General features: G+C 68.1%; 18 protein-coding genes. 6 read left to right on the plus strand and 12 right to left on the minus strand.

Translation table 11 applies throughout. The features are described from left to right. The first annotated feature begins 80 nt into the window (after positions 1 to 80). Positions 81 to 929, plus strand: coding sequence for an AraC family transcriptional regulator (locus tag DID99_RS00910; RefSeq protein WP_124665851.1), 849 nt, complete (start codon positions 81 to 83; stop codon positions 927 to 929). A gap of 54 nt (positions 930 to 983) precedes the next feature. Here the strand turns inward: DID99_RS00910 and DID99_RS00915 are convergent, their stop codons facing one another. From DID99_RS00915 to nthA, 4 genes are all read right to left on the minus strand, one after another. After that, the gene (locus DID99_RS00915) at positions 984 to 1589 is read right to left on the minus strand and encodes a LysE family translocator (RefSeq protein ID WP_124484912.1); all 606 of its coding nucleotides are present in this window, start codon (positions 1587 to 1589) and stop codon (positions 984 to 986) included. Between the two features lie 184 nt (positions 1590 to 1773). Further along, complete coding sequence (locus DID99_RS00920) at positions 1774 to 3036, minus strand: GTP-binding protein (RefSeq protein ID WP_124665852.1); 1263 nt, start codon at positions 3034 to 3036, stop codon at positions 1774 to 1776. Beyond that, positions 3033 to 3686, minus strand: a complete 654-nt coding sequence (gene nthB / locus DID99_RS00925; RefSeq protein ID WP_044843016.1) for a nitrile hydratase subunit beta — start codon at positions 3684 to 3686, stop codon at positions 3033 to 3035. The genes DID99_RS00920 and nthB overlap by 4 nt, the downstream gene beginning before the upstream one ends. A 46-nt stretch (positions 3687 to 3732) precedes the next feature. Beyond that, entirely contained in the window at positions 3733 to 4332 is a 600-nt protein-coding gene (nthA, locus tag DID99_RS00930; RefSeq protein ID WP_124665853.1) for a nitrile hydratase subunit alpha, read from the minus strand. A gap of 512 nt (positions 4333 to 4844) precedes the next feature. On the opposite strand from nthA, the gene DID99_RS00935 reads away from it, so the two are divergent. The 4 genes from DID99_RS00935 to DID99_RS00950 all read left to right on the plus strand — a co-directional run bounded on the left by DID99_RS00935 (position 4845) and on the right by DID99_RS00950 (position 9678). After that, complete coding sequence (locus DID99_RS00935; protein WP_124665854.1) at positions 4845 to 5741, plus strand: transporter; 897 nt, start codon at positions 4845 to 4847, stop codon at positions 5739 to 5741. Between the two features lie 95 nt (positions 5742 to 5836). After that, the gene (locus DID99_RS00940; protein ID WP_124665855.1) at positions 5837 to 6895 is read left to right on the plus strand and encodes a phenylacetaldoxime dehydratase family protein; all 1059 of its coding nucleotides are present in this window, start codon (positions 5837 to 5839) and stop codon (positions 6893 to 6895) included. A 56-nt stretch (positions 6896 to 6951) separates the two neighbouring features. Further along, a complete protein-coding gene (locus DID99_RS00945; RefSeq protein ID WP_124519524.1) occupies positions 6952 to 8478 on the plus strand; it encodes an amidase in 1527 nt (508 codons plus the stop codon). 144 nt (positions 8479 to 8622) lie between these two features. Continuing rightward, positions 8623 to 9678, plus strand: a complete 1056-nt coding sequence (locus DID99_RS00950; protein WP_124665856.1) for a helix-turn-helix domain-containing protein — start codon at positions 8623 to 8625, stop codon at positions 9676 to 9678. Between the two features lie 73 nt (positions 9679 to 9751). Here the strand turns inward: DID99_RS00950 and DID99_RS00955 are convergent, their stop codons facing one another. From DID99_RS00955 to DID99_RS00980, 6 genes are all read right to left on the minus strand, one after another. After that, positions 9752 to 11200, minus strand: a complete 1449-nt coding sequence (locus tag DID99_RS00955) for a heavy metal sensor histidine kinase (RefSeq protein ID WP_124484911.1) — start codon at positions 11198 to 11200, stop codon at positions 9752 to 9754. Then, positions 11197 to 11892, minus strand: coding sequence for a heavy metal response regulator transcription factor (locus tag DID99_RS00960; RefSeq protein WP_044843022.1), 696 nt, complete (start codon positions 11890 to 11892; stop codon positions 11197 to 11199). Before DID99_RS00960 ends, DID99_RS00955 begins: the two co-directional genes overlap by 4 nt. Positions 11893 to 11913: 21 nt before the next feature. Then, complete coding sequence (locus tag DID99_RS00965; RefSeq protein WP_124665857.1) at positions 11914 to 13413, minus strand: efflux transporter outer membrane subunit; 1500 nt, start codon at positions 13411 to 13413, stop codon at positions 11914 to 11916. After that, on the minus strand, positions 13410 to 14642 hold the full coding sequence (locus DID99_RS00970; protein ID WP_124665858.1) for an efflux RND transporter periplasmic adaptor subunit: 1233 nt from the start codon (positions 14640 to 14642) through the stop codon (positions 13410 to 13412). The genes DID99_RS00965 and DID99_RS00970 overlap by 4 nt, the downstream gene beginning before the upstream one ends. A gap of 28 nt (positions 14643 to 14670) precedes the next feature. Further along, on the minus strand, positions 14671 to 17838 hold the full coding sequence (locus tag DID99_RS00975; protein ID WP_124665859.1) for an efflux RND transporter permease subunit: 3168 nt from the start codon (positions 17836 to 17838) through the stop codon (positions 14671 to 14673). Between the two features lie 239 nt (positions 17839 to 18077). Next, entirely contained in the window at positions 18078 to 18842 is a 765-nt protein-coding gene (locus DID99_RS00980; RefSeq protein ID WP_124665860.1) for a Crp/Fnr family transcriptional regulator, read from the minus strand. A 196-nt stretch (positions 18843 to 19038) separates the two neighbouring features. Here DID99_RS00980 and DID99_RS00985 point away from each other — a divergent pair, with 196 nt between their 5' ends. After that, entirely contained in the window at positions 19039 to 20691 is a 1653-nt protein-coding gene (locus tag DID99_RS00985) for an acyl-CoA synthetase (RefSeq protein ID WP_124665861.1), read from the plus strand. 70 nt (positions 20692 to 20761) lie between these two features. Here the strand turns inward: DID99_RS00985 and DID99_RS00990 are convergent, their stop codons facing one another. Beyond that, entirely contained in the window at positions 20762 to 21193 is a 432-nt protein-coding gene (locus tag DID99_RS00990; RefSeq protein WP_124665862.1) for a YqaA family protein, read from the minus strand. A gap of 90 nt (positions 21194 to 21283) precedes the next feature. Continuing rightward, entirely contained in the window at positions 21284 to 21931 is a 648-nt protein-coding gene (locus DID99_RS00995) for a LysE family translocator (RefSeq protein ID WP_124665863.1), read from the minus strand. Positions 21932 to 21995 lie beyond the last annotated feature (64 nt).

The following is a 21995-nucleotide window of genomic DNA, read 5'->3' on the forward strand; positions in this document are numbered from 1 at the left end:
CGAAGCGTCGGGTCGCGGTTGCATCGCGCCGCGCAGTCTTGTACGGTGTGCGTTCGCCATCCGATCCGGGAGCCCGTAGCGTGAGCCGTTCCGCCAACCCCTGCGCCATGCCGTCGCCGTTCTGGCGCGACGCCGCGCTGCCGTTCATCGAGGCGCGCACCGTCGACGACGGTCGGACGATCTGCTACGCGAAGCATACGCACGACACGTTTTCGCTCGGCGCGATCGTCGGCGGCACGAGCACCTACCTGAACGGCGCGACGAAGGAGCACGTCGGGCGCGGCGTGCTCGTGATCATCGATCCGGAGCAGGTGCATGCGTGCAATCCGTACGGCCCCGACGCATGGGCGTACCGGATGGTCTACGTGGACGTTCCGTGGCTCACCCGCCTGCAGCATTCGCTCGGGCGCGACCCGAACCGCGATTTTCACGGCTTTTCGCCGAAGTTGACGGAACGGCGCGACCTGTTCGCACGGTTCGGCGGCTTTTACCGCACGCTCGTGGCGCCCGGCGTCGATCCGCTCGGCAAGGAGAGCGCGGCGGTCGAGTTCTTCACACGGCTGCACGGCGCGCTCGATCGCGAACTGCCCGACGCCGCCCGGCGCGGGGCTGACAACGCGAAGCTCGCGCGCGCGGCCGACTACATCGCCGCGCATTGCCGTCAGGCCGTCTCGCTCGATGCGATCTGCGCGGCCGCCGACTTGTCGCCGTCCTACCTGATCCGCGCGTTCAACGCCCGCTACGGGATGACGCCGCATGCGTTCCTGATCGACCGCCGCGTGCAGTACGGGCGGGCTGAGTTGCGCCGCGGCCGGCCGATCGCCGACGTCGCGCTCGATGCGGGCTTCGCGGACCAGGCGCATTTCCAGCGCGCATTCCGGCGCATCGCGGCCGCCACGCCGGGGCAGTATCGAAGCGCCGCGAGCTGACCGGCGAACCGTGGGGCGGTGCCGGCGCCGCGACCACACACCGAAGCAACGGCGCTAAACGTCGAGCAGATAAAGCGCGCTGCCCGCGAGCAGCAGCGCCATCGCGCGGTTGAACAGCCGCATCCGCCGCGCATTCGCGAGCCGGTGCCGCAGCGACGCACCCGCATACGCCCAGCACGCGATCGACGCAAAGCAGATCACCAGATACAACGCCGCGAATTGCCATACCTGCGCGGGCTCGCCGTCGGCCGCATATGCGCCCATCGCAGCCACGCACGCGAGCCATGCCTTCGGATTCAGCCATTGCATCGCCGCGCCGGCCGCCGCCGACGGGCCGGCGACGTTCGGCGCAGCCGGATCGTCCGGATCGGCCGACAGCCGGCCGTCGTCGAGCGCGAGCCGCAGCGCGAGGTAAAGCAGGAACGCGATTCCCGACCATTGGGTGACGGTGGTCAGCATCGGCCAGCGCGCGATCACCGCGTGCAGCCCGAGGCCGATCAGCAGGAACAGCGCGACGAAGCCGAGCGTCGCGCCGGCCGCATAGCGCAGGCTCGCGCCAAGGCCGTGGCGTGCGCCCGCGCTGAGCGCGACGATGTTGACGGGACCGGGCGTGATCGACGACGCCAGCGCGAACGCGGCCATCGAAACCAGCATGCTCATTGATTGCCTCCATGCGAATGTCAAAGTCGCATCGAGACTAAAGAAGCTGCGCGGGTCCGTATTGAAGAAAACTGCCCTCGGCGGTGCTGTCGGGATTCACGTCACGCTGAACCGGGCGCAGCGCTCACCGGCGACCGAAAGCCACTGGACGCTGGCGTTGCGGCCGAAGTCATCGAGTCTCGCGTCACGGACGGGCGGTGGTCGCGAGCGCGTCGAACGCGTCGGCTTCCGGAAGCTGGAGCCACGACTCCGGGCCTGCGTCGATTTCTTCGACCGTCAGCAGACACGCATCGAGTTCGCGACGCAACCGGACGTGATCGAGAGACTGCCCGATGAACACGATTTCCTGCCGGCAATCACCGGTCGGCTCTTGCCATTTTTGCAGCACGCCATCGCGACGATAGTCGTCGTGCGGCCAGTCCGCCCGAGAAACGAATCGCCACCATCGCCCCACGTAACCCCACTGGAACGCTCCGCCCGTCTGCACGAGCATGGCGATGTCTGCATATCGGTGCGCAACCCAGACATATCCCTTGCAGCGAAGCAGTCGGCCGTTGGTCCAGGGGCGACGCAGCAACGCGAGCAGGCGCGCCGGATGAAACGGCGCACGTTCGCGATAGGTCCACGATGCGATCCCGTACGCATCCGATTCCGAGGGGCGCTCGTCGACCTGCATGCGTTGCATCCATCCCGGCGATTCGACGAGCGCCGGGAGATCGAAGCGCCGCGTATCCAGGACGTCTGACGGATCGACCTTGCCGTGCTGCATCGGCAGGATTCGCGCAGAGGGATTCAGCGACGCCAGAATGGCGCGCAGCCGGTCGAAACCCGCATGGCCGATCCGGTCGAGTCGGCTCACGAGAATCACGTTCGCGTATTCGACTTGTTCGATCAGCAGGTCCGACAGCTTGCGCGGCGGACCGGAATCGCTGCCGTTCGCGAGCGTGGCGTCGCGCGTGACCGGTTCGGCCGACGAGATCATGTCCTCGAACGTCTCGCCGTTGACCACCGTGACGAGCGTGTCCAGCCGCGCGAGCTCGCTGAGGCTGAAACCGTCGCGGTCGAGAAACGCGAACGTCTCCGCGACCGGCATCGGCTCCGAGATGCCGGTCGACTCGATCAGCAGATAGTCGAAGCGACGCTGCCGCGCCAGCGTGCTGATCTGCTCGAGCAGATCGGCACGCAGCGTGCAGCAGATGCAGCCGTTGCTCATTTCGACCAGTTCGTCCTCGCCGCGATGCAGCTCGACGTTGCGCCGCACATCGTCGGCGTCGACGTTTACTTCGCTCATGTCGTTGACGATCACGGCGACCTTCAGGCCGGCGCGGTTGCGCAGGATGTGGTTCAGCATCGTCGTTTTCCCGGCGCCGAGGAAGCCGGACAGCACGGTGACCGGAATCCTCGGCGGCGCGGCGGCCGGCGCTCGCCGGTGTTCCGGCGTCGTCATGCGTTCTGCCCGGACGCGCGATCCAGGTAGCCTTCGAACAGGTCGACCACGACGTAGCCGTCGTCGGCGGCGTCGCCCCACAGATCCTTCACGCGGAACTCGACATGATAGGTCGGCTGATGCGCGGCGCCGGTGTCGCCGTGGCCGATCGCGTCCGGGAATGGCCACGATTCGGTCGTCCGGTGCAGCACGATGCCTTCCTTGCCGCGCACGTAGCCCGGCGCGCGGATGTGTCCGCTGACGTATTCGTCGCGCACGACGACGCGATCGCCGACCTCGAACCGCGTCGAGTCGGGCGGCGCCGCCCGGCCGCCGGATCGCGGCGGGTTCGCGAGCCGGAAATGCGAACCGAGCGCGCGGTCGAGTTCGTCCTGCGTGAGCACGCCGGTTTCGACGAGCAAGGTTGCGGTCGCGATCACGTAGCGCTCGTAGTAGCGCGTGCCGACGTGCTGGCGCACGTCGATGCGTTCGACTGCGTGACGTACCTCGTCGACGCTGAATTTTTTCAGTTGGTCCACGCCGACGAACATCAGGCTGTACGCGAGATGCTCCCAGTCTTCCTTGAAGACCGGCTTGTAGCCGAGACTGTTGATCGTGTGCGGCACCGGGCCGAAACCCTGGAATCCGCCGAGGTCGTGAAAGCCGTCCATATGAGGTGATCTCCGAGATGAAGGTCGAGAGCGAAACGGGGGCGCGTCAGTGCGCGCGCGGCAGCGCAACGCCGATCAGCACGTCCTTCGTGACGAGCGTGCGCAGTTGTTCCTCGGTCATGTGCTCGCTGCCTGCCGGCCGCACGGGCAGCACGAGATAGCGGCTTTCGGCGGTCGTATCCGAGACCTTCACGACGACGTCGTCGGGCAGGTCGGTGCCGAGCTCCCGCAGCACCGTGCGCCCTTCGCGGACGAGCCGCGCACGATATTCGAAGCCCTTGTACCACTCGGGCGGGAGCCCGAGCACCGGCCAGTTCGTGCATGAGCACAGGCTGCAGACGATCACGTTCTTCAGCGTCGGCGTGTCCTCGAGCGCGACGATGTATTCGCCCTGCGGGCCGGTGTAGCCGAACTGCGCACACGCGGCCGTGCCGTCCTTCAGCAGCAGTTCGCGAAATGCCGGGTCGACCCACGCACGCGCGACGATGCGCGCGCCGTTGGCCGGATCCCACGTCGTGGACATCAGCTCGGTCAGGCCTTCGATATAGCCGTCGGGGATCAGGTTCTTTTCTTTCATCACGCGAAACAGCGCCCAGGCACGTTCGCCGGGCGTCGAGGCTGTTTCCGCGGAAGGGATCGCGCTCATCGTGGGGCTCCTTATGGTGGTTCGGGTTGACCGCCGCCGTGGCGTTGCGGCTGCCGTGGCGGGGTGCAAAGGCGTGGTGTCGGCCACGCTCGACGAGCAGGGTAAGAAGAGAAAAAGCGCGGTTCTTTGCCGGCACGGATCGGAAACTATGCTGAGACGGTCCCGCCGCGCTGCAGGGGCCGGCGCGCACCGGATGCACGGCGATTCGCGGCATCGACGGGGCGCCCGGCACGCGACGGCGGCCGCCCGCGCACGCTTTGCGACCGCCGTATGGCACTGGCAGCACAGGTCCGCCACAGCCAACTTCTTGTTCCGCCGGAAAACAGAAATGCGGATTTTGCCTTTCTATTCTCACCCTCAAGCGACGGCCGTTCGATGTCGCGAATCGCCGGCACTCCCGCGAGTACCGGCGGAACAACAGTCAGCCAGCACCCCGCGATTTGATCGTCCGGCAACGGTTCCCGTTCGTCGTACGTCGAGCGTGGCGGTGTCTGCGCATCCAGGTGAGGAGCATGATGGACAACGTCAACAGAATGAAACTGAAGCGAATCGCGCGCTGGATCGGCTTGTCGCTGATGATCGTCGCATCGCATTACGCGGGCGCGGTCGAGGTCGATCCCGGCGACTACGAGCAGTATCCGGTCGGCGCGACGATCGGCGTGCTGTACTACAACTATTCGGCGACGAACGCGTACTATGCGAACGGCCACCGGACGTCGGATTTCGACCTGCAGTCCAATGTCGGCATCGCCCGTCTGCTGCATGTGTTCCAGCTCACCGACAGGCTCACGATCGATCCGCAGGTGTTGCTGCCGTTCGGTCACGTCAGCAGCTTCGGCAACGCCGGCACGCTTGGCAGTACGAACGGTGTCGGCGACGTGATCCTGACCGCGCCGTTGAAATTCCGCCTGAACGACGCGAAGGACGTCGTCGCCGCGACGGTCTACGTTTACGCGCCGACGGGGAGTTACGACCAGAACCGCGGTCTCAATCTCGGCGCCAACCGCTGGTCGCTCGATTTCCAGGCGGCCTACATCAAGCACTTTTCGCCGCAGTGGGCGCTCGATCTCGTCGGCGACGCGATCTGGTACGGCAACAACACGTCGTACGGCGCGAGCGGCACGACGCTGCATCAGCGGATGAGCTACAGCGCACAGGCGATGGTGCGTTACATGCCCGATCCGGGCACGTCGCTCGGGATCGGCGTCACCCAGCTCTGGGGCGGTGAAACGAGCGTCGGCGGCGCGGACAACAACGACGCGCTTCGCACGACGCGCATGCGGATCACCGCGGCGAAATTCGTGACGAAGGCCGATCAGGTGCAAATCCAGCTCGGCACCGACCTGAGCGTGCGCAACGGCCCGAAGAACAGCCTGCTCGCCGGCCTGCGTTACGCGCACATCTTCTGACGACCCGCCTGCGCCGGGATACGCCCGGCGCAGGCCGCTCCTTGTCCCCCACGTCGAAACCTCGACATCCGATTCCCTTTCCAGAGAGGTCACGCATGGAATCCGCCATCGACAAACACCTGATCTGCCCGCGGACGCTGTCGCGCCGCGTCGCCGACGATTACCAGCCGCCGTTCCCGATGTACGTCGCCCGGGCCGCCGAAGACCTGAGCCAGGTCGTGATGGGCTATTTCGGCGTGCAGTATCGCGGCGCCGACAAGCGCGCCACGGCACTGGCCGCGTTGCGCCGGATCGTCGCCGATTTCGGTGCGCAGGACGGGCCGAACAACTTCGATCTGACGCAACACACCGACGACCAGGGCTACGAGAACCTGATTGCCGTCGGCTACTGGCGCGATCCGGCCGCGTATGCGCGCTGGATCGCGTCGCCGGCACTCGTCGAATGGTGGGCCTCCGACGCGCGCCTCGCGGACGGGATCGGCTACTTCCGGGAAATCGTCGCGCCGCGCGCCGAGCAGTTCGAGACGCTTTACGCATTCACGAGCGATTTCCCGGGCGTCGGCGCGATCATGGACGGCGTCAGCGGCGAGATCGAGGAGCACGGCTACTGGGGATCGATGCGCGACCGGTTCCCGATCTCGCAGACGGACTGGATGCGCGCGGACGGCGAGCTGCGCATCGTCGAGGGCGATCCGGCCCGAGGTGGCCGCGTGGTCGTACTGGCCCACGACAACATCGCGCTGATTCGATCCGGTCAGGACTGGCGTGCGGCCGAGCACGACGAGCGCCGACTGTATCTCGAGGAGATCGAGCCGACGCTGCGCAGCGGAATGGAATTCCTGCGCGACAACGGCACGGACGTCGGCTGCTACAGCAATCGCTACGTGCGCTCGATCGATCTCGACGGCAACGTGCTCGACGAGAGCTACAACATCGGCCACTGGCGCTCGCTCGACCGCCTCGAGCGCTGGGCCGAATCCCATCCGACGCACCTGCGGATCTTCGTCACGTTCTTCCGCGTCGTCACCGGGCTGTCGAAACTGCGGCTGTATCACGAGGTTTCCGTCTTCGACGCCAGGCATCAGGTCTACGAATACGTGAACTGCCAACCGCGCACGGGGCTGATGCGCGACGCCGTCGCCATCGCCCGCTGAATCCCGCCGGCACCGCCGGGAGCCGGCGGTGCCGCTTACCGAACTGGAGAACGTCGATGGCCATCAAACGCCCGACCCGCGAACAACTGTCCGACATTGCAGCCGGTTTCGGCTTTCATGTCGATTCCCGCCAACTCGCCGAATACGACGAGGCGCTGCAGGCGAACTTCGACGCGTACGACGCGATCGACGCGCTGCCCGACTATCTGCCCGTCGTCGCGTATCCGCGCACGCCCGGCTACCGCCCGGAAGGCGACGAGAACCGGTACGGCGCGTGGGCGCGCAAGAGCACGATCCACGGCGCCGCCGACGGCAAGCTGCGCGGCAAGACGGTGGCCGTGAAAGACAACATCTGCGTCGCCGGCGTGCCGATGCGCAATGGCTCGAGCACGTTCGAGGGCTACGTGCCCGATATCGATGCGACCGTCGTCACGCGCGTGCTCGACGCCGGCGGCACGATCGCCGGCAAGGCGACCTGCGAGTACTACTGTTTTTCCGGCGGCTCGCACACGAGCGCGTCGGGGCCCGTGCACAATCCGCGCAAGGCCGGGCACTCGTCCGGCGGCTCGTCGTCCGGCAGCGGCGCGCTGGTCGCGAGCGGCGAGGTCGACATGGCGCTCGGCGGCGACCAGGGCGGTTCGGTCAGGATCCCGTCCGCCTATTGCGGCGTCTACGGGATGAAGCCGACGCACGGGCTCGTGCCCTACACCGGCGCGATGCCGATCGAGGCGACCGTCGATCATCTGGGGCCGATGACGAGCACCGTGCTCGACAACGCGCTGCTGCTCGATGTCATCGCGGGCGACGACGGGCTCGATCCGCGCCAGCGGGCGTTGCCGCCGCGCACCGACTATCTCGGAGGGATCCGCGACGGCATCGCAGGCCTGCGGATCGGCATTCTGCGCGAGGCGTTCGGGCTCGCGAATTCGGAGAAAGTGGTCGACGAGGCCGTGCTGGTCGCCGCGCACCGGTTGCGCAAGCTGGGCGCGAGCGTCGAAGAGGTGTCGGTGCCGCTGCATGCGGCCGGCACCGCGATCTGGCTGCCGATCGCGGCCGAGGGGGCGACGCAGCAGATGATGAAGGGCAACAGTCACGGTTTCAACTGGGGCGGCCTGTACGTGACCGGCATGATCGATCATCACGCGGGCTGGCGCGAGCGCGCCGACGAGTTGCCGGATACCGTGAAGGTGACGATGCTGCTCGGCGAATATTTCACGAGCCGGTATCGCGGGCGCTACTACGCGAAGTGCCAGAACCTCGCGCGGCGCTTGCGATCGGCTTACGACGCGGCGCTGCAGTCGTACGACGTATTGGTGATGCCGACCGTACCGATGCGCGCGTCGAAACTGCCGGAGCCCGGTTGTGCGATGTCCGAGTCGCTGACGCGGGCGTTCGAGATGCTCGCGAATACCGCGCCGTTCGACGTGTCCGGGCATCCGGCCATGTCGCTGCCGTGCGGGGTGGCCGACGAACTGCCGATCGGGCTGCAACTGGTCGGGCGCCGCTTCGACGAGGCGACGCTCTACCGCTGCGCATACGCGTACGAACAGTCTTCCGACTGGCGGCAGACGACATTCGCATGACATGTCCGGAGCGGTAGCGCATCGCCGCCGCGCCGCGTGCCGGTCCGACCGGCAACGCGGCGTACACGGCGATCGATTGGACAATGCGCTTTTGAACGGGCACGCTACCGGCTGCGTGTTTGCTAACCCATGTGGGGCACGACCATGACGATGCGTCCTATCGCGCGCGCCGCAAGCGGCGACGCGCCCGGCCCGGCGTCCGACAGCCCGCCGGATGAGCGGACGAATTCGGCCATCGAGGTGGCGACCGAAGGCTCGCTCAGCCAGCGTATCGAATTCTGGCGCGAGACGATTCTGCGCCTGTTCGCGGACGTGCAGATCGCGGCCGTGCAGATCGCGGCCGTGCAGAAAGACGATTTCTTCGGCCAGGTGCGACAGCGCAAATGCGAAAAGATGCGAATCTCGGAAATCCACGCGAGCGAGCAGGCCGTGATCCGGCGGTATCGGCAGGCGCGCAGCGAGTATGAGGACAAGTATTTCGGCGTGTTGATGCTTGAGGGCAGCCAATCGGTCGAGCAGGACGGCAAGATCGTCACGCTGCACCCCGGGGATTTCGCGATCTACGACGCGACACGGCCGCACCACCTGCAGTTCGGCCAGTCGTGGCGCGAGATCGTCGTCAGCATTCCCCGCACGACGCTGAACCAGCTCGTCGTCGGGATGGAACACCGCACGGCCAGCCCGACGCAAACCGGCGAGGGCGTCGGCAGCGTCATGCGCGCGTTTCTCGAGCAGATGTCGTCGCAGATCGGTAGCGTGACCGAGGACGAGATGCGGCAGTTGTCGGATACCGCGATCTCGCTGATCGCGATGACGCTCGGGGGCATGCAGCGCAACGACCTCGCGCAGTCGAGGATGAAGGCGTTGACGCTGACGCGTGTGAAGCGGCATCTGCTCGAGCACCTGCACGACCCGGAGCTGAACCCGCTGATGATCGAGCGGTCGATCGGGATTTCGTCGCGGTACATCAACAAGCTGTTCGAGGCCGAGAACACGTCGCTGATGCGTTACGTATGGAACCTGCGGCTCGAACGGTGCGCGCAGGATCTCGTGAATCCGCAATGCGCGGTGCTGCGCGTGTCCGACATCGCGTTGCGCTGGGGATTCAACGACATGTCGCATTTCAGTCGCGTGTTTCGCGAGCGGTTTGCGATGTCGCCGCGGGCGTGGCGCGAGCAGGGCAGCAAGCCACGCGCGTGACGCGTCCCGGGGCGCGTCCATGGCGGGCACGCGGCGATCGGAAGCGGCTGGACTTCGACAGGCACGGCCGCCGTCAATGCATTGCGCGCGGCGCGTGGGCCGGCCGCAGCGCGTGCGGGTCGCCGGCGTCGGCCGCGCGCAGCGGGCCGCTGCCTCCCGGTTGCGTCGACACCGAGAAGCCGAACGTATTGACGCCGCCCGCGCATGCGACGAACACGCTGCCGCCGTGCATCTCCGCGACGGCCTTGACGATCGACAGCCCGAGCCCGTGATTCTCCTTGCTGTTCGCGCGCGCTTCCTCGAGCCGGTAGAAGCGCTCGAACACGTGCGCGCGCTGCACCGGGTCGATCGGCTCGCCGGGGTTGGCGACCGACACGTCGACGAGCGTATCGCGCGGCGTGATCGTCACGTTCAGCGTCGCGCCAGGCGCCGAATGCTGGATCGCGTTGATCAGCAGGTTGGTCATCGCGCGGCGGAACAGCGACGGGTCGACGGCCGCGCGCGCATCGCCGTGCAGTTCGGCGCGCAACTGCGCTTCGTCGAGCGGAATCTCGAGGAAGTCGAGCATGCGGCGCACTTCGTCGGCGAGCGACACGTGCTTCAGGTCGGTCGCGCGTTCGCCGCGATCGCTGCGCGACAGGAACAGCATGTCGTTGATGATCACGCGCAACCGTTCGAATTCCTCGAGGTTCGACTGCAGCGTCTGGCGCATCCGGTCGACCGAGCGGTCGCGGCTCGTCAGCGCGACCTGGGTCTGTCCGATCAGGATGCTGATCGGCGTGCGCAGCTCGTGCGCGACGTCCGCATTGAACGCCTCGAGCCGCGCGTAGGTCTGCTGGATGCGTTCGAGCGCGCCGTTGAACGACGCGGCGAGATCGCGCAGCTCGGTCGGCAGCGCGTCGGTGTGCAGCCGCTGGCGGCGGTCGGTGGCGCCGATGGCCGCGGCGTCCTGCGACATCCGTTCGAGCGGCGCGAGCCCGAAGCGTGCGACCGCGCGGCTCAGCAGCAGCGTGATGACGGTGGCGATCGCGATCAGCGCGGCGAGCGTCCACGCGAAACGACGCAGCATGCGCTGCGTGCGCTCGCACGACGACGCGACGATCAGCTTCAGGTCGGGGCGCTCGCCGCTGCCTGCGATCGGGACGGTCTTCGTCATCACGTCGTAGCTGCTGTGGTTCAGCGCGTACTGCTGGAACGCGCCGAACGGTTCGCCGACGGGCACGCCGTCGACCGGACGGCCGAAGCGGAAGTCGGCGTCGGGGCTGTCGACCTGGTAGCGCGTCGAACCGTCGGGCGGTTCGAGGTCGGCGAGCTTTTCCTGCATCAGGCGGCCGCGCGCGGCCGTGGTCGCGTGCGACACGATCATCTGCGCGACCTTCGCGCGCGTGTCGATCGTCGCACGCAGTTCGGCGAGCAGCTGGCGCTCCATCATCACGAACAGCCCGCAGCCGACCAGCGTGAACACGAGCAGCGACACGATGCCGAACATCGCCGACAGGCGCAGGGTGATCGAGCGTTTCATGCGTGCCGCTCCGCGTCGCCGTCCTCGCGCGCCTCGAGCACGTAGCCCATGCCGCGGATCGTATGCAGCAGCTTCTCCGCGAACGGGCCGTCGAGTTTCGCGCGCAGGCGCTTGATCGCCGTCTCGACGACGTTCGCGTTGCTGTCGAAGTTCACGTCCCACACGAGTTCGGCAATCGTCGTTTTCGACAGCACCTCGCCGCTGCGCCGCGCGAGCACGCCGAGCAGCTGGAATTCCTGCGCGGTCAGGTCGAGGCGTGTGCCGTCGCGGGTCGCGCGCCGGCCGATCAGGTCGACGCGCAGGTCGCCGATCGAGATCAGCGTCGATTCCTGCACGCGCGCGCGGCGCGTCAGCGCGCGCAGCCGCTCGATCAGCTCGAGGAACGAGAAGGGCTTGGTCAGGTAGTCATCGGCGCCGCCGCGCAAGCCCCGCACGCGATCGTCGACGCGGTCGCGCGCGGTCAGCATGATCACGGGCGTCTGCTTCTGCGCGCGCAACGCGCGCAGCACGCCGAAGCCGTCGAGCTTCGGCAGCATCACGTCGAGCACGACCACGTCGTAGTCGAATTCGACGGCCTTCCACGCGCCGTCTTCGCCGTCGAGCGCGGTGTCGACGACCCAGCCTTCCTCGCTCAGGCCGCTCTTCAGGTATTCGACGACTTTCGGTTCGTCTTCGACGATCAGGACTTTCATGGGTGGGTCCGCGTAACCGGGTTAGGGAGTGACGCTCGTGGCGGGGCGCGTGCCGGCCGCCGCGACGTCGGTCGGCGTGGCGCCGTCCCAGCCGCCGCCGAGCGCCTTCGCAAGAAACACCACGAGCGCCGCGCGCTGGCCCTGGATCTGCACGGCCTGGCGCTCGCTCGTCAGCAACTGCTGCTGGGCCGTCAGCACGTCGATGAACGGCGTCAGGCCGCCCGCATAGCGGTCCTGCGCGAGCGACACGAGCTTGCGCGCGTCGTCGACGGCCGCCGACGCCTGCTGCGCGGCCTCGGCCAGCACCGACAGGCCCGTCACCGCATTCTGCACCTCCTGGAACGCGGTGAGCACGGTCTGCCGGTAATTGGCCTGCGCGGCGACGTAGCCCGCCTGCGCGAAATCGACGCCGGCCTTCAGCTTGCCGCCTTCGAACAGCGGCTGGCTGACCGACGCGCCGATCGACCACAGCAGCGCCGGCACGGTGAACAGGCCGGAGAAGCGCGTCGCGTCCCAGCCGAGGTCCGGCGACAGCGCGATGCGCGGGAAATACGCGGCGCGCGCGACGCCGATCTGCGCGTTCGCCGCGGCCATCGCGCGCTCGGCCGATGCGACGTCGGGCCGGCGCTGCAGCAGGTCGCTCGGCATCCCGGTCGGCAGCGCGGGCGCGTTGATCGGCGCCACGCGCGGCGGCAGCGAGAACGCGGGGGCCGGCGTGCCGACCAGCGTCGCGATCGCCGTCTCGACCTGAGCGCGCTGCTGGATCAGCAACTGCGCCTGCGTGCGCGTCGCGTCGAGTTGCGCGCGCTGCTGCAGCAGGTCGAGGCCGGACACCGCGCCGAGGTCGTGGCGCGCGCTCACGTAGTCGAGCGCCTTTTGCTGCAGGTCGATCGAACGCCTGACGACGTCGATCTCGGTGTCGAGTTCGCGCAGCGCGAAGTAGCTCGATGCGAGATCGGCGCTCAGCACCAGGCGCGCGTTCGCGAAATCGTCGCGCGCCTGCTCGGAGCTGGCCTGCGCGGATTCGACGCTGCGCCGCACGCGGCCGAACAGGTCGAGTTCGTAGCTGACGCTCGCGGCGACCTGGATGTCGTTCTGCACGGTCGACATGCTCTTCGTCGCGTAGTTGGTCTGCGGCCGGTCGGCGGAGATCTTGAAGCGCTGGCCGCTCGCGTTCAGGCCGACGGCCGGATACTGCGCGGACGCGACCGATGCGAGCGTCGCCTTCGCCTGGTCGTAGCGCGCGGCGACGGCCTTCAGGTTCTGGTTGTTGCGCAGCGCGTCGGTTTCGAGCGCGTCGAGCTGCGCGTCGCCGAACGCGGTCCACCACGCCGGGTCGAGCGGCGCACGGGCCGGCGCGGCCGGGTGCCAGTATGCATCCGCCGGGTCGAGCCGCCACGCGGCGGGCGTCTCGACGGCGGGGCGCCGGTAGTCGGGGCCGACCGTACAGCCGGCGAGCGTCGCGACCGCGACGACGGCCACGACCGCTGCGGGGGGCAGGCAGGCGCGCAGCGCGCTCATGACTGCGCTCCCGCGGCCGCGGAGGCCGGCTTCACGACCGGCGGCGCCTGCACGATCACGGTGTCGCCGTTCGCGAGCGCATCGCTCGGGTTCGCGACGAGGCGGTCGTTCGGCGTGAGCGGGCCGTCGACTTCGAGCCTCTGCCCGATCGTGCGCACGACCGTCACCGCCTTCAGGCGCACCTGGCCGTTCGCGTCGACGGTCGCGACCGTCGGCCCTTCGGCGCGGAACAGCAGCGTGTTGGCCGGAATCTGCAGGCGGCCGACCGGCGTCATCGGCAGGGTCGCCTGCACGTATGCGCCGGGCAGCAGCCGCCCGTCCGGGTTCGGCAGCGTGATCTCGATCTGCAGCGAGCGCGTCGCGACGTCGATCGCCTGGGACGTGCGCGTGATGGTGCCGTCGAAGGTCTGGCCGGGCAGTTCTGCCTGCGCGACGCTCACGCGCTGGCCGACCTTCACCTGCTGCGCATAAGCCTGCGGCACCTGCACGTACAGGCGCAGCCGGTCGGCCTGCACGACCGTGAACAGCGCGCGGCCCGCGTTGCCGGAATTGACGAGGTCGCCGACGTCGACGTTGCGCTGCGTGACGATCCCGTCGATCGGCGCGACGATGCGCTGGAAGCCTTTCAGCTCGGTGAGCCGGCGCATGTTCGCATCGGCCGCCGCGAGGTTCGCGGTGCCCTGGTTGAACGCGCCTTGCCGGTCGTCGAGTTCCTGCTGCGACACCGCATCGCGCTGGCGCAGCTGCTGCGCGCGGTCGAACGACGTCTTCGCGAGCGCGAGCGCGGCCTGCGCCTGCTGGCGCTGCGCGGTGGCCTGCGCGAGTTCCTGGTTCAGCTCGGGCGTGTCGAGTTCGGCGAGCAGCTGCCCCTGCTTCACGTGCGCGCCGATGTCGGCCTGCCAGCGCAGCACGTAGCCGCTCGCACGCGCGTAGATCGGCGCTTCGACGAAGCCGCGCAGGGTGCCGGGCAGCGCCAGCTTGCCGCCGGTGGCCGCATCGACCGGATGCACGACGTTCACGTACTGGCGCGTGTTCTGCTCGGCCACCGCGTCGAGGTGATTCCGGTTCAGCACGTTGACGACGATCGTGCGCGCGGCGCCCGCGGCCAGCAGCACGCCGATCACGATCAGGACGACCCGCCCGCGCCGCGACACCGACGTGCGCGTCGGCAGGTGCATGCCGTGTTCGTCCACCTGGATGCCGACGGAGCTGTGATGTTTCTCTTCCATGAATTGACCGGGTCGATAGGCTAAAAAGTCAGTGTCCGGCCGGGCGCGCGCGCCGACGGGCCAGCCGCGCATGCACGCCGCCGAACACGAGCGGCACGAACAGCAGCGTCGAAACGGTGGCGAACAGCAGGCCGCCGATCACCGCGCGGCCGAGCGGCGCGTTCTGCTCGGCGCCTTCGCCGAGACCGAGCGCCATCGGCACCATCCCGATGATCATCGCGAGCGCCGTCATCAGCACCGGGCGGATTCGCGTCGCGCCGGCCTCCAGTGCGGCCGTGAGCGGCGGCGCGCCGGCCGCGAGGCGCTGGCGCGCGAACGACACGACCAGGATGCTGTTGGCGGTCGCGACGCCCACCGTCATGATCGCGCCCGTCAGCGCGGGCACGCTCAGGTGCGTGCCGGTGATGAACAGCATCCACGCGATGCCGGCGAGCGCGGCCGGCATCGCGCTGATGATGATCAGCGGATCGAGCCACGACTGGAAATTCACGACGATCAGCAGGTAGACGAGCACGATCGCCATCGCGACGCCCGCGCCGAGGCCGAGGTACGACGTGCGCATCGTCTCGACCTGGCCGCGCACCGACAGGTCGGTGCCGCGCGGCAGCGTCGCGCGCGCGTCGGACACGATGCGGTCGATCGCGCCCGCGACCGAGCCGAGGTCGCGGCCCTCGACGCTCACGTACAGGTCGATCGCCGGGCGGATGTTGTAGTGCGTGATCACCGCCGGGTTCGCGACGGGATGGATCTGCACGAGGTTGCCGAGCAATTGCAGCGGCATGCCGGTGCGCCCGCTCGCGGAAATCGGCGTGCCGAGCAGGTCGTCGATCGACGCGATGCTGTATTGCGGGGTCTGGATCTGCAGCGGGTACTGGACGCCCGAGCGCGGATTGATCCAGAACGACGGGGTCGTCTGGGAACTGCCGGACAGCGAGATCAGCATGTTCTGCGCGACGTTCTGCGCGGAGAGGCTGAGCTGCTGCATGCGCGTACGGTCCATGTCGGCCACCAGGGTTGGTTCGTCGTTGCGCTGCAGTACGTGCACGTCGACGGTGCCGGGGATTTGCCTGATCTTCTTCATCAGGCTGCTCGCGATAGCCATGTTACTCGCGAGATCGTTGCCGAGCACCTGCACGTCGATCGCGGCCGGCTGACCGAAGTTGAGGATCTGCGTGATGATGTCCGACGGCTGGAAGAAGAACTCGACGCCCGGGAAGCGCTGCGGCAGCAGCGTGCGCAGCGTCTGCACGTAGTGCGCGGTCGCGCGGTGGCCCGGCTTCAGCGCGATCATCAGTTCGCCGTCGAGCGTGCCGATCGTGCCGGCATTGCTGTACGACAGGTTGATGCCGCTCACCGGCAGCCCGAGGTTGTCGACGATCGCGCCGAGTTCGTCCGCCGGCACGGTTTCGCGGATCACGCGCTCGACCTGGTCGGCAAGGCGCGCGGTCTCCTCGATCCGGTAGCCGGTCGGCGCGCGCATGTGCAGCCGCAGGTTGCCGGAATCGGCGTTCGGGAAGAAGTCGCGGCCGAGCACGAACACGAGGCCGGTCGACAGCACGCAGAAGCCGAGGAAGCACGTCGCGTAGAAGCGGCGGCGCACCAGCAGCATGCTGAGCAGCACGATGTACCACGCGCGCAGCCGCTCGAACGCGGCGTTGAACGCGTGATGGAGGCGCGCGAACCGCGACGTCGCATGATCGGGGCCGCTCGTGGCCTGCTGCGGGCGGAACAGCAGCATCGCCAGCGTCGGCACGAGCGTGCGCGACAGCACGTAGGACGCGAGCATGGCGAACACCACGGCTTCGGCGAGCGGCACGAACAGGAAGCGCGCGACGCCCGTCAGGAAGAACATCGGCACGAACACGATGCAGATGCACAGCGTCGACACGAACGCGGGCACCGCGATCTCGCCCGCGCCTTCGAGGATCGCGTCGTGCAGATTCGTACCGAGATGCAGGTGCCGCTCGATGTTCTCGATCGTGACGGTCGCGTCGTCGACCAGGATCCCGACCGCGAGCGCGAGGCCGCCGAGCGTCATGATGTTGATCGTCTCGCCGAGCGCGGAGAGTGCGATCAGCGACGTGAAGATCGACAGCGGAATCGAGATCGCGATGATCAGCGTGCTGCGCCAGTTGCCGAGGAACAGCAGGATCATCATCGCGGTCAGCACGGCGGCGATCAGCGCCTCGTGGATCACGCCCTGCACGGCGGCGTTGACGAACACCGACTGGTCGAACAGCGGCGTGATCGTGAGTCCTTCGGGCAGCGTCGGGATCACCTTCGGCAGCAGTGCCTTCAGGTCCGACACGACCTTCAGCGTCGACGCGTCGCCGGTCTTCAGGATCGACATCAGCACGCCGCGCTGGCCGTTCTGGCGCACGACGTTGGTTTGCGGCGCGAAGCCGTCGCGCACCGACGCAACCTCGCGCAGGTAGGTCGTCGCGCCGTTGACGGTCTGGACCGGCAGGCCGTTGATGTCCGCGACCGTGTCGGCCGACGCGTTCGTGTCGATCCGGTACTCGGTCTGGCCCATCTTCGCGGTGCCGGTCGGCAGTACGAGGTTCTGCGTGTTGACCGCGTTGACGATGTCGGCGGGCGTGAGGCCCTTCGCGAGCAGCGCCTGCGGATCGAGGTCGATCGCGACCACGCGCGTGCGGCCGCCGTACGGAAACGGGATCTGCGCGCCCGGGATCGTGATCAGTTGCGGCCGCAGGAAGTTGAGCGCGATGTCGGCGAGCGACTGTTCGCTAAGCGTCTTGCTCGACAGCCCGAGCTGGATCACCGGGATGCTCGACGCCGAATAGGTGATCACGAGCGGCGGCGTCGCGCCCTGCGGCATCTGCCGCACGATCGCCTGCGCGGACGAGACCGTCTGCGCGATCGCGGTCTGCACGTTCGCGCCGGGCTGCAGGAACACCTTCACGACCGCGATGCCCGGCAGCGACGTCGACTCGATGTGCTGGATGTTGTTGACGGTCGTCGTCAGGATCCGTTCATGGACGGCCGTGATGCGGTTGGTCATCTCCTTCGCGGAGAAGCCGGTGTAATTCCAGATCACGCTGATGACGGGAATGTTGACCGCCGGCAGGACGTCGACAGGCGTGCGCATCAGCGCGAGCGGGGTGGCCAGCACGATCATGATGGCCATCACGATGAACGTGTAGGGGCGCCTGAGCGCGAGATTGACGATCCACATGGAGGCGGCGGGACAGGCGGTGCTCAGGCGTCGGTGAGGGGAACCCGAATGATAGGCGTCGGGGCTGAACGAGTCACTGACACGAAACTGGCGGATTTGTCAGGTTCGGCGCGCGGCGACTGAGGCGACTTCAGGTCGATTGATCGGATGAAAACGCGCGCGGACGCCGATGCCCGAAAAAGGCCGCCGCACCGCACGCGCATGCCGCAGCAGCGACGCTTCCGTTCATCGGGCGTCGCTCAGATCTGTTCCATCCCGACCCGCGCGAGCGCGGCCAGGTCGACGACTTCGATGTGGTTGTACGCGAGCCGCAGCACGCCGAGCTTCTCGAGTTGCTGCAACGCCTGGTTGATCCGCTGCCGCGACACGCCGACGAGCATTCCCAGTTCCTCCTGCGAGATCGCGAGCGACGGGCCGGTGTCCGGATACAGCGCGGGGTTGAACAGCTGCGCGAGCGCCTGTGCGACGCGCGCGTCGACATCGAGCAGCCGGCTGTTCTGGATCGACGCGATGAACTCGCCCATCCGGTTGTTCAACTGGTGGATCACGAAGCGCGTGAACGGCAGGCTCGTGTCGAGCAGCGCATGGAACGTGTCGACCGGGACGAACAGCACGATCGAGCGCTGGACGGCGACGACTTCGTACTTGCGCAGCTCACGCTTGATCACGCTGCCTTCGCCGAACCAGCCGCCCGACGGCACGCCGGAAAACGTGCAGCCGCGCCCCGACGCGTTGAAGATCGCGAGCTTCAGCAACCCGCGATGCACGCCGATCCAGTATTCGGACGGCGCGAGCCGCTGCGCGATCACGTCGCCGGCCTCGTGCTGCTCGGCGCGCGACTGCGCGAGCACGAGCGCCTGGTGTTCCGGCGCCAGCGCGCGGAACCACGCGCACTGGCCGAACAGCACGGACAGGGCGGGCAACGGGCCCGGTTCGAGCGGCGTGTCGGCCGGCGGGCTGACAGCGGCGGCCGCGTCGGGCGGCGCAACGGGGTGGTCGTGCATGGATGCGGGTTTGCGAGGATAGGGATAACGCGCAGCGCTCATGAGGCACTCTGTCGTTTCGATGACAGACGGCTCACAATAGCGCCCGTTAGGCTGTCGGCAATTGAACCACATCAAGACCGGTCGGGGTGCATGCACACTTGCCGGATACGAGGCCGACGCACGCGCCGGTCGACAGAAAACGGGAGACAGGATCATGACGCAGATGTTCGAGGCCGGACTCGGCCGCCGCGATGCCAACTACGTGCCGCTCACGCCGATCGACTTTCTGGTCCGTGCGGCCGAAGTCTACGGCGCGCGCCTCGCGATCGTGCACGGCGACGTGCGGCGCACGTGGGGCGAGACCTACACGCGGGCGAAGCAGCTCGCGAGCGCGCTCGCGCGGGCCGGCGTCGCGCGCGGCGAGACGGTGGCCGCGCTGCTGCCGAACATCCCGGCGATGGTCGAGGCGCACTTCGGCGTGCCGATGGCCGGCGCCGTGCTCAACACGATCAACACGCGGCTCGACATTTCATCGGTGCTGTTCATGCTGCGTCACGGCGAGGCGAAGGTGCTGATCGTCGACACCGAATACGCGGAGCTCGCGCATCGCGCGGCGCTCGAAGTGCCGGGCCTGAAGATCGTCAGCGTTGCCGATGCGATGCCGGCCGACCCCGCGCGCTTCGCGGGCGCGACCGACTACGAAGCGTTCGTCGCGGGCGGCGATCCCGACTACGCATGGACGCCGCCCGCCGACGAGTGGGAGGCGATCGCGCTGAACTACACGTCCGGCACGACGGGCGACCCGAAGGGCGTCGTGTATCACCATCGCGGCGCGTATCTCGCGGCGATCAGCAACATCCTCGAATGGGACATGCCGAAGCACGCGGTGTATCTGTGGACGCTGCCGATGTTCCACTGCAACGGCTGGTGCTTCCCGTGGGCCGTCGCGGCGCGCGCGGGCGTGAACGTGTGCCTGCGCAGGTTCGACGCGAAGACGGTGTTCGACCTGATCCGCCGCGAGCGCATCACGCATTACTGCGGCGCGCCGATCGTACAGAGCGCGATCGCGAATGCGCCGGCCGAGTTGCGCGCCGGCATCGATCACACGGTGCACGCGATGGTCGCCGGTGCCGCGCCCGCGCCGGCCGTGATCGCGAAGATGAAGGAGATCGGCTTCGACCTGCTGCACGTGTACGGATTGACCGAGGTCTATGGCCCGGCGACCGTATGCGCGAAGCAGGCGCACTGGGACGAGCTGCCCGACGACGAGCGCGCGCGGCTCAATGCGCGGCAGGGCGTGCGCTATCACCTGGAAGCGGGCGCGACGGTGCTCGATCCGGACACGATGACGCCGGTGCCGGCCGACGGCGAGACGCTCGGCGAGATCATGTTCCGCGGCAACATCTGCATGAAGGGCTACCTGAAGAACCCGCACGCGACGGAGGAAGCGTTCCACGGCGGCTGGTTCCATACGGGCGATCTCGGCGTGCTGACGCCGGACGGCTACATCCGCATCAAGGATCGCCGCAAGGACATCATCATTTCGGGCGGCGAGAACATCTCGAGCATCGAGGTCGAGGATGCGCTGTACCGGCATCCGGCCGTCGCGGTCGCGGCGGTGGTCGCGATGCCCGACCCGAAGTGGGGCGAGGTGCCGTGCGCGTTCGTCGAGCTGCGCGAAGGCGCGAGCGCGACCGAGGCGGAGATCGTCGCCCACTGCCGGCAGTTGCTCGCGGGGTTCAAGGTGCCGAAGGTCGTGCGCTTCGGCGAGCTGCCGAAGACGTCGACCGGCAAGATCCAGAAATTCCAGCTGCGCAACGCGGTCGGATCGGACAAGGCGATCGACCTGGCGGGAGACAAGAAGTAACGGCGACGGGGCGTCGTGCGGGCGGACGCCTTGATGCGTGAATGCGTCAAGGCGTCAAGGCGTCAAGGCGTCAAGGCACGACGAGCCACGCGATCGCCAGATACCGCCCGACCTTCGCGATCGTCACGATCGCGACGAAGGTCGGCAGCGGCTCGCGCAGCACGCCGGCGATCATCGTCAGCGGGTCGCCGATCACCGGCGCCCAGCTCAGCAGCAGCGACCAGCGGCCATAGCGCCGATACCAGCCCTCGGCGCGCGCGAGCGCGGCCGGTTTCACCGGAAACCAGCGGCGGTCGCGGAAGTGCTCGATGCCGCGGCCGAGCGCCCAGTTGATCGCCGCGCCCGCGACGTTGCCGACGCTCGCCACCAGCACCAGCGCCCACACGGGCTCGCGCCCGGCAAGCAGCAGGCCGGCAAGCACGGCTTCGGACTGGAGCGGCAACAGGGTCGCGGCGACCATCGACACGGCGAACAGGCCGCCGTAAGTGAGCAGTTCGGACATCGCGCGATTGTACTGGTCGTACCGGCCGCGCGTCGGCCGGCGTGGGTGGCGCGCGCCGCAGCGCGCGACGTCACGCGCGCCGGCGGCCGCTCAATTCCAGCCGACCATGATCGCGCCCATCCCGACCAGCAGCCCGCCCGTCACGCGATTCATCGCGCGCATCCGCGCCGGCCGCTGCAGCGCACGGCTCAGCCGGTGCGAGAACAGCGCCATCGACGCGACGCCGCCGGCGAACAGCAGCGCGAAGCTCGCCGCGAGCAGCAGGAATTGCGCGTTCAGGCTCCAGTCGGGATCCGGGACGATGAACTGCGGAAAGAACGACGGAAAGAACAGCAGCGTCTTCGGGTTCAGGCCGGAGGTGGCGACGCCGCGCCAGAACAGCGCGCGTCCGGTGGCGGTGTGGTCGGATGCCGTGTTGCCGGCGTCCGTCGACGCGGCGGGCGCGGTGACCGGCGCCCGGCCGACCCATTGCTTGCAGCCGAGCCATACGAGGTAGGCGGCGCCGGCCCAGCGCAGCACGGTCAGCGCGTGCTCGTCGAGGTGAACCAGCGAATTCAGGCACAGCGCGGTCAGCGCGAGCTGCAGCAGCACGGCGAGCGTGCCGCCCCAGACGCACGGCAGCGCACGGCGCCAGCCGGCGCGCAATGCCTGGTTCATCGTGAGGAGGTTGACGGGGCCGGGGGCGTAGATGAGGACGGCGGACGCAGCGAGGAACGACAGATAAAGCCTGAACGACATGACGGGAGTGCGGAAACGGAGGATCAGGCGCCGGCCCGTGCGACCGGGTAGGCGCGCGGGGGCG

Origin of the sequence: Burkholderia sp. Bp8986 (assembly GCF_003854225.1) — a bacterium.
Classification (GTDB): domain Bacteria; phylum Pseudomonadota; class Gammaproteobacteria; order Burkholderiales; family Burkholderiaceae; genus Burkholderia.

Excerpts from the sequence above, each read along its gene's own strand:
- DID99_RS00940 (WP_124665855.1), top strand. The coding sequence starts at position 5,837 with ATGGAATCCGCCATCGACAAACACCTGATCTGCCCGCGGACGCTGTCG.
- DID99_RS00920 (WP_124665852.1), bottom strand. The coding sequence starts at position 3,036 with ATGACGACGCCGGAACACCGGCGAGCGCCGGCCGCCGCGCCGCCGAGG.
- DID99_RS00945 (WP_124519524.1), top strand. The coding sequence starts at position 6,952 with ATGGCCATCAAACGCCCGACCCGCGAACAACTGTCCGACATTGCAGCC.
- DID99_RS00985 (WP_124665861.1), top strand. The coding sequence starts at position 19,039 with ATGACGCAGATGTTCGAGGCCGGACTCGGCCGCCGCGATGCCAACTAC.
- DID99_RS00970 (WP_124665858.1), bottom strand. The coding sequence starts at position 14,642 with ATGGAAGAGAAACATCACAGCTCCGTCGGCATCCAGGTGGACGAACAC.
- DID99_RS00935 (WP_124665854.1), top strand. The coding sequence starts at position 4,845 with ATGATGGACAACGTCAACAGAATGAAACTGAAGCGAATCGCGCGCTGG.
- DID99_RS00980 (WP_124665860.1), bottom strand. The coding sequence starts at position 18,842 with ATGCACGACCACCCCGTTGCGCCGCCCGACGCGGCCGCCGCTGTCAGC.
- DID99_RS00995 (WP_124665863.1), bottom strand. The coding sequence starts at position 21,931 with ATGTCGTTCAGGCTTTATCTGTCGTTCCTCGCTGCGTCCGCCGTCCTC.
- DID99_RS00990 (WP_124665862.1), bottom strand. The coding sequence starts at position 21,193 with ATGTCCGAACTGCTCACTTACGGCGGCCTGTTCGCCGTGTCGATGGTC.
- DID99_RS00960 (WP_044843022.1), bottom strand. The coding sequence starts at position 11,892 with ATGAAAGTCCTGATCGTCGAAGACGAACCGAAAGTCGTCGAATACCTG.
- DID99_RS00950 (WP_124665856.1), top strand. The coding sequence starts at position 8,623 with ATGACGATGCGTCCTATCGCGCGCGCCGCAAGCGGCGACGCGCCCGGC.
- DID99_RS00975 (WP_124665859.1), bottom strand. The coding sequence starts at position 17,838 with ATGTGGATCGTCAATCTCGCGCTCAGGCGCCCCTACACGTTCATCGTG.
- DID99_RS00915 (WP_124484912.1), bottom strand. The coding sequence starts at position 1,589 with ATGAGCATGCTGGTTTCGATGGCCGCGTTCGCGCTGGCGTCGTCGATC.
- DID99_RS00955 (WP_124484911.1), bottom strand. The coding sequence starts at position 11,200 with ATGAAACGCTCGATCACCCTGCGCCTGTCGGCGATGTTCGGCATCGTG.
- nthA (WP_124665853.1), bottom strand. The coding sequence starts at position 4,332 with ATGAGCGCGATCCCTTCCGCGGAAACAGCCTCGACGCCCGGCGAACGT.
- nthB (WP_044843016.1), bottom strand. The coding sequence starts at position 3,686 with ATGGACGGCTTTCACGACCTCGGCGGATTCCAGGGTTTCGGCCCGGTG.
- DID99_RS00965 (WP_124665857.1), bottom strand. The coding sequence starts at position 13,413 with ATGAGCGCGCTGCGCGCCTGCCTGCCCCCCGCAGCGGTCGTGGCCGTC.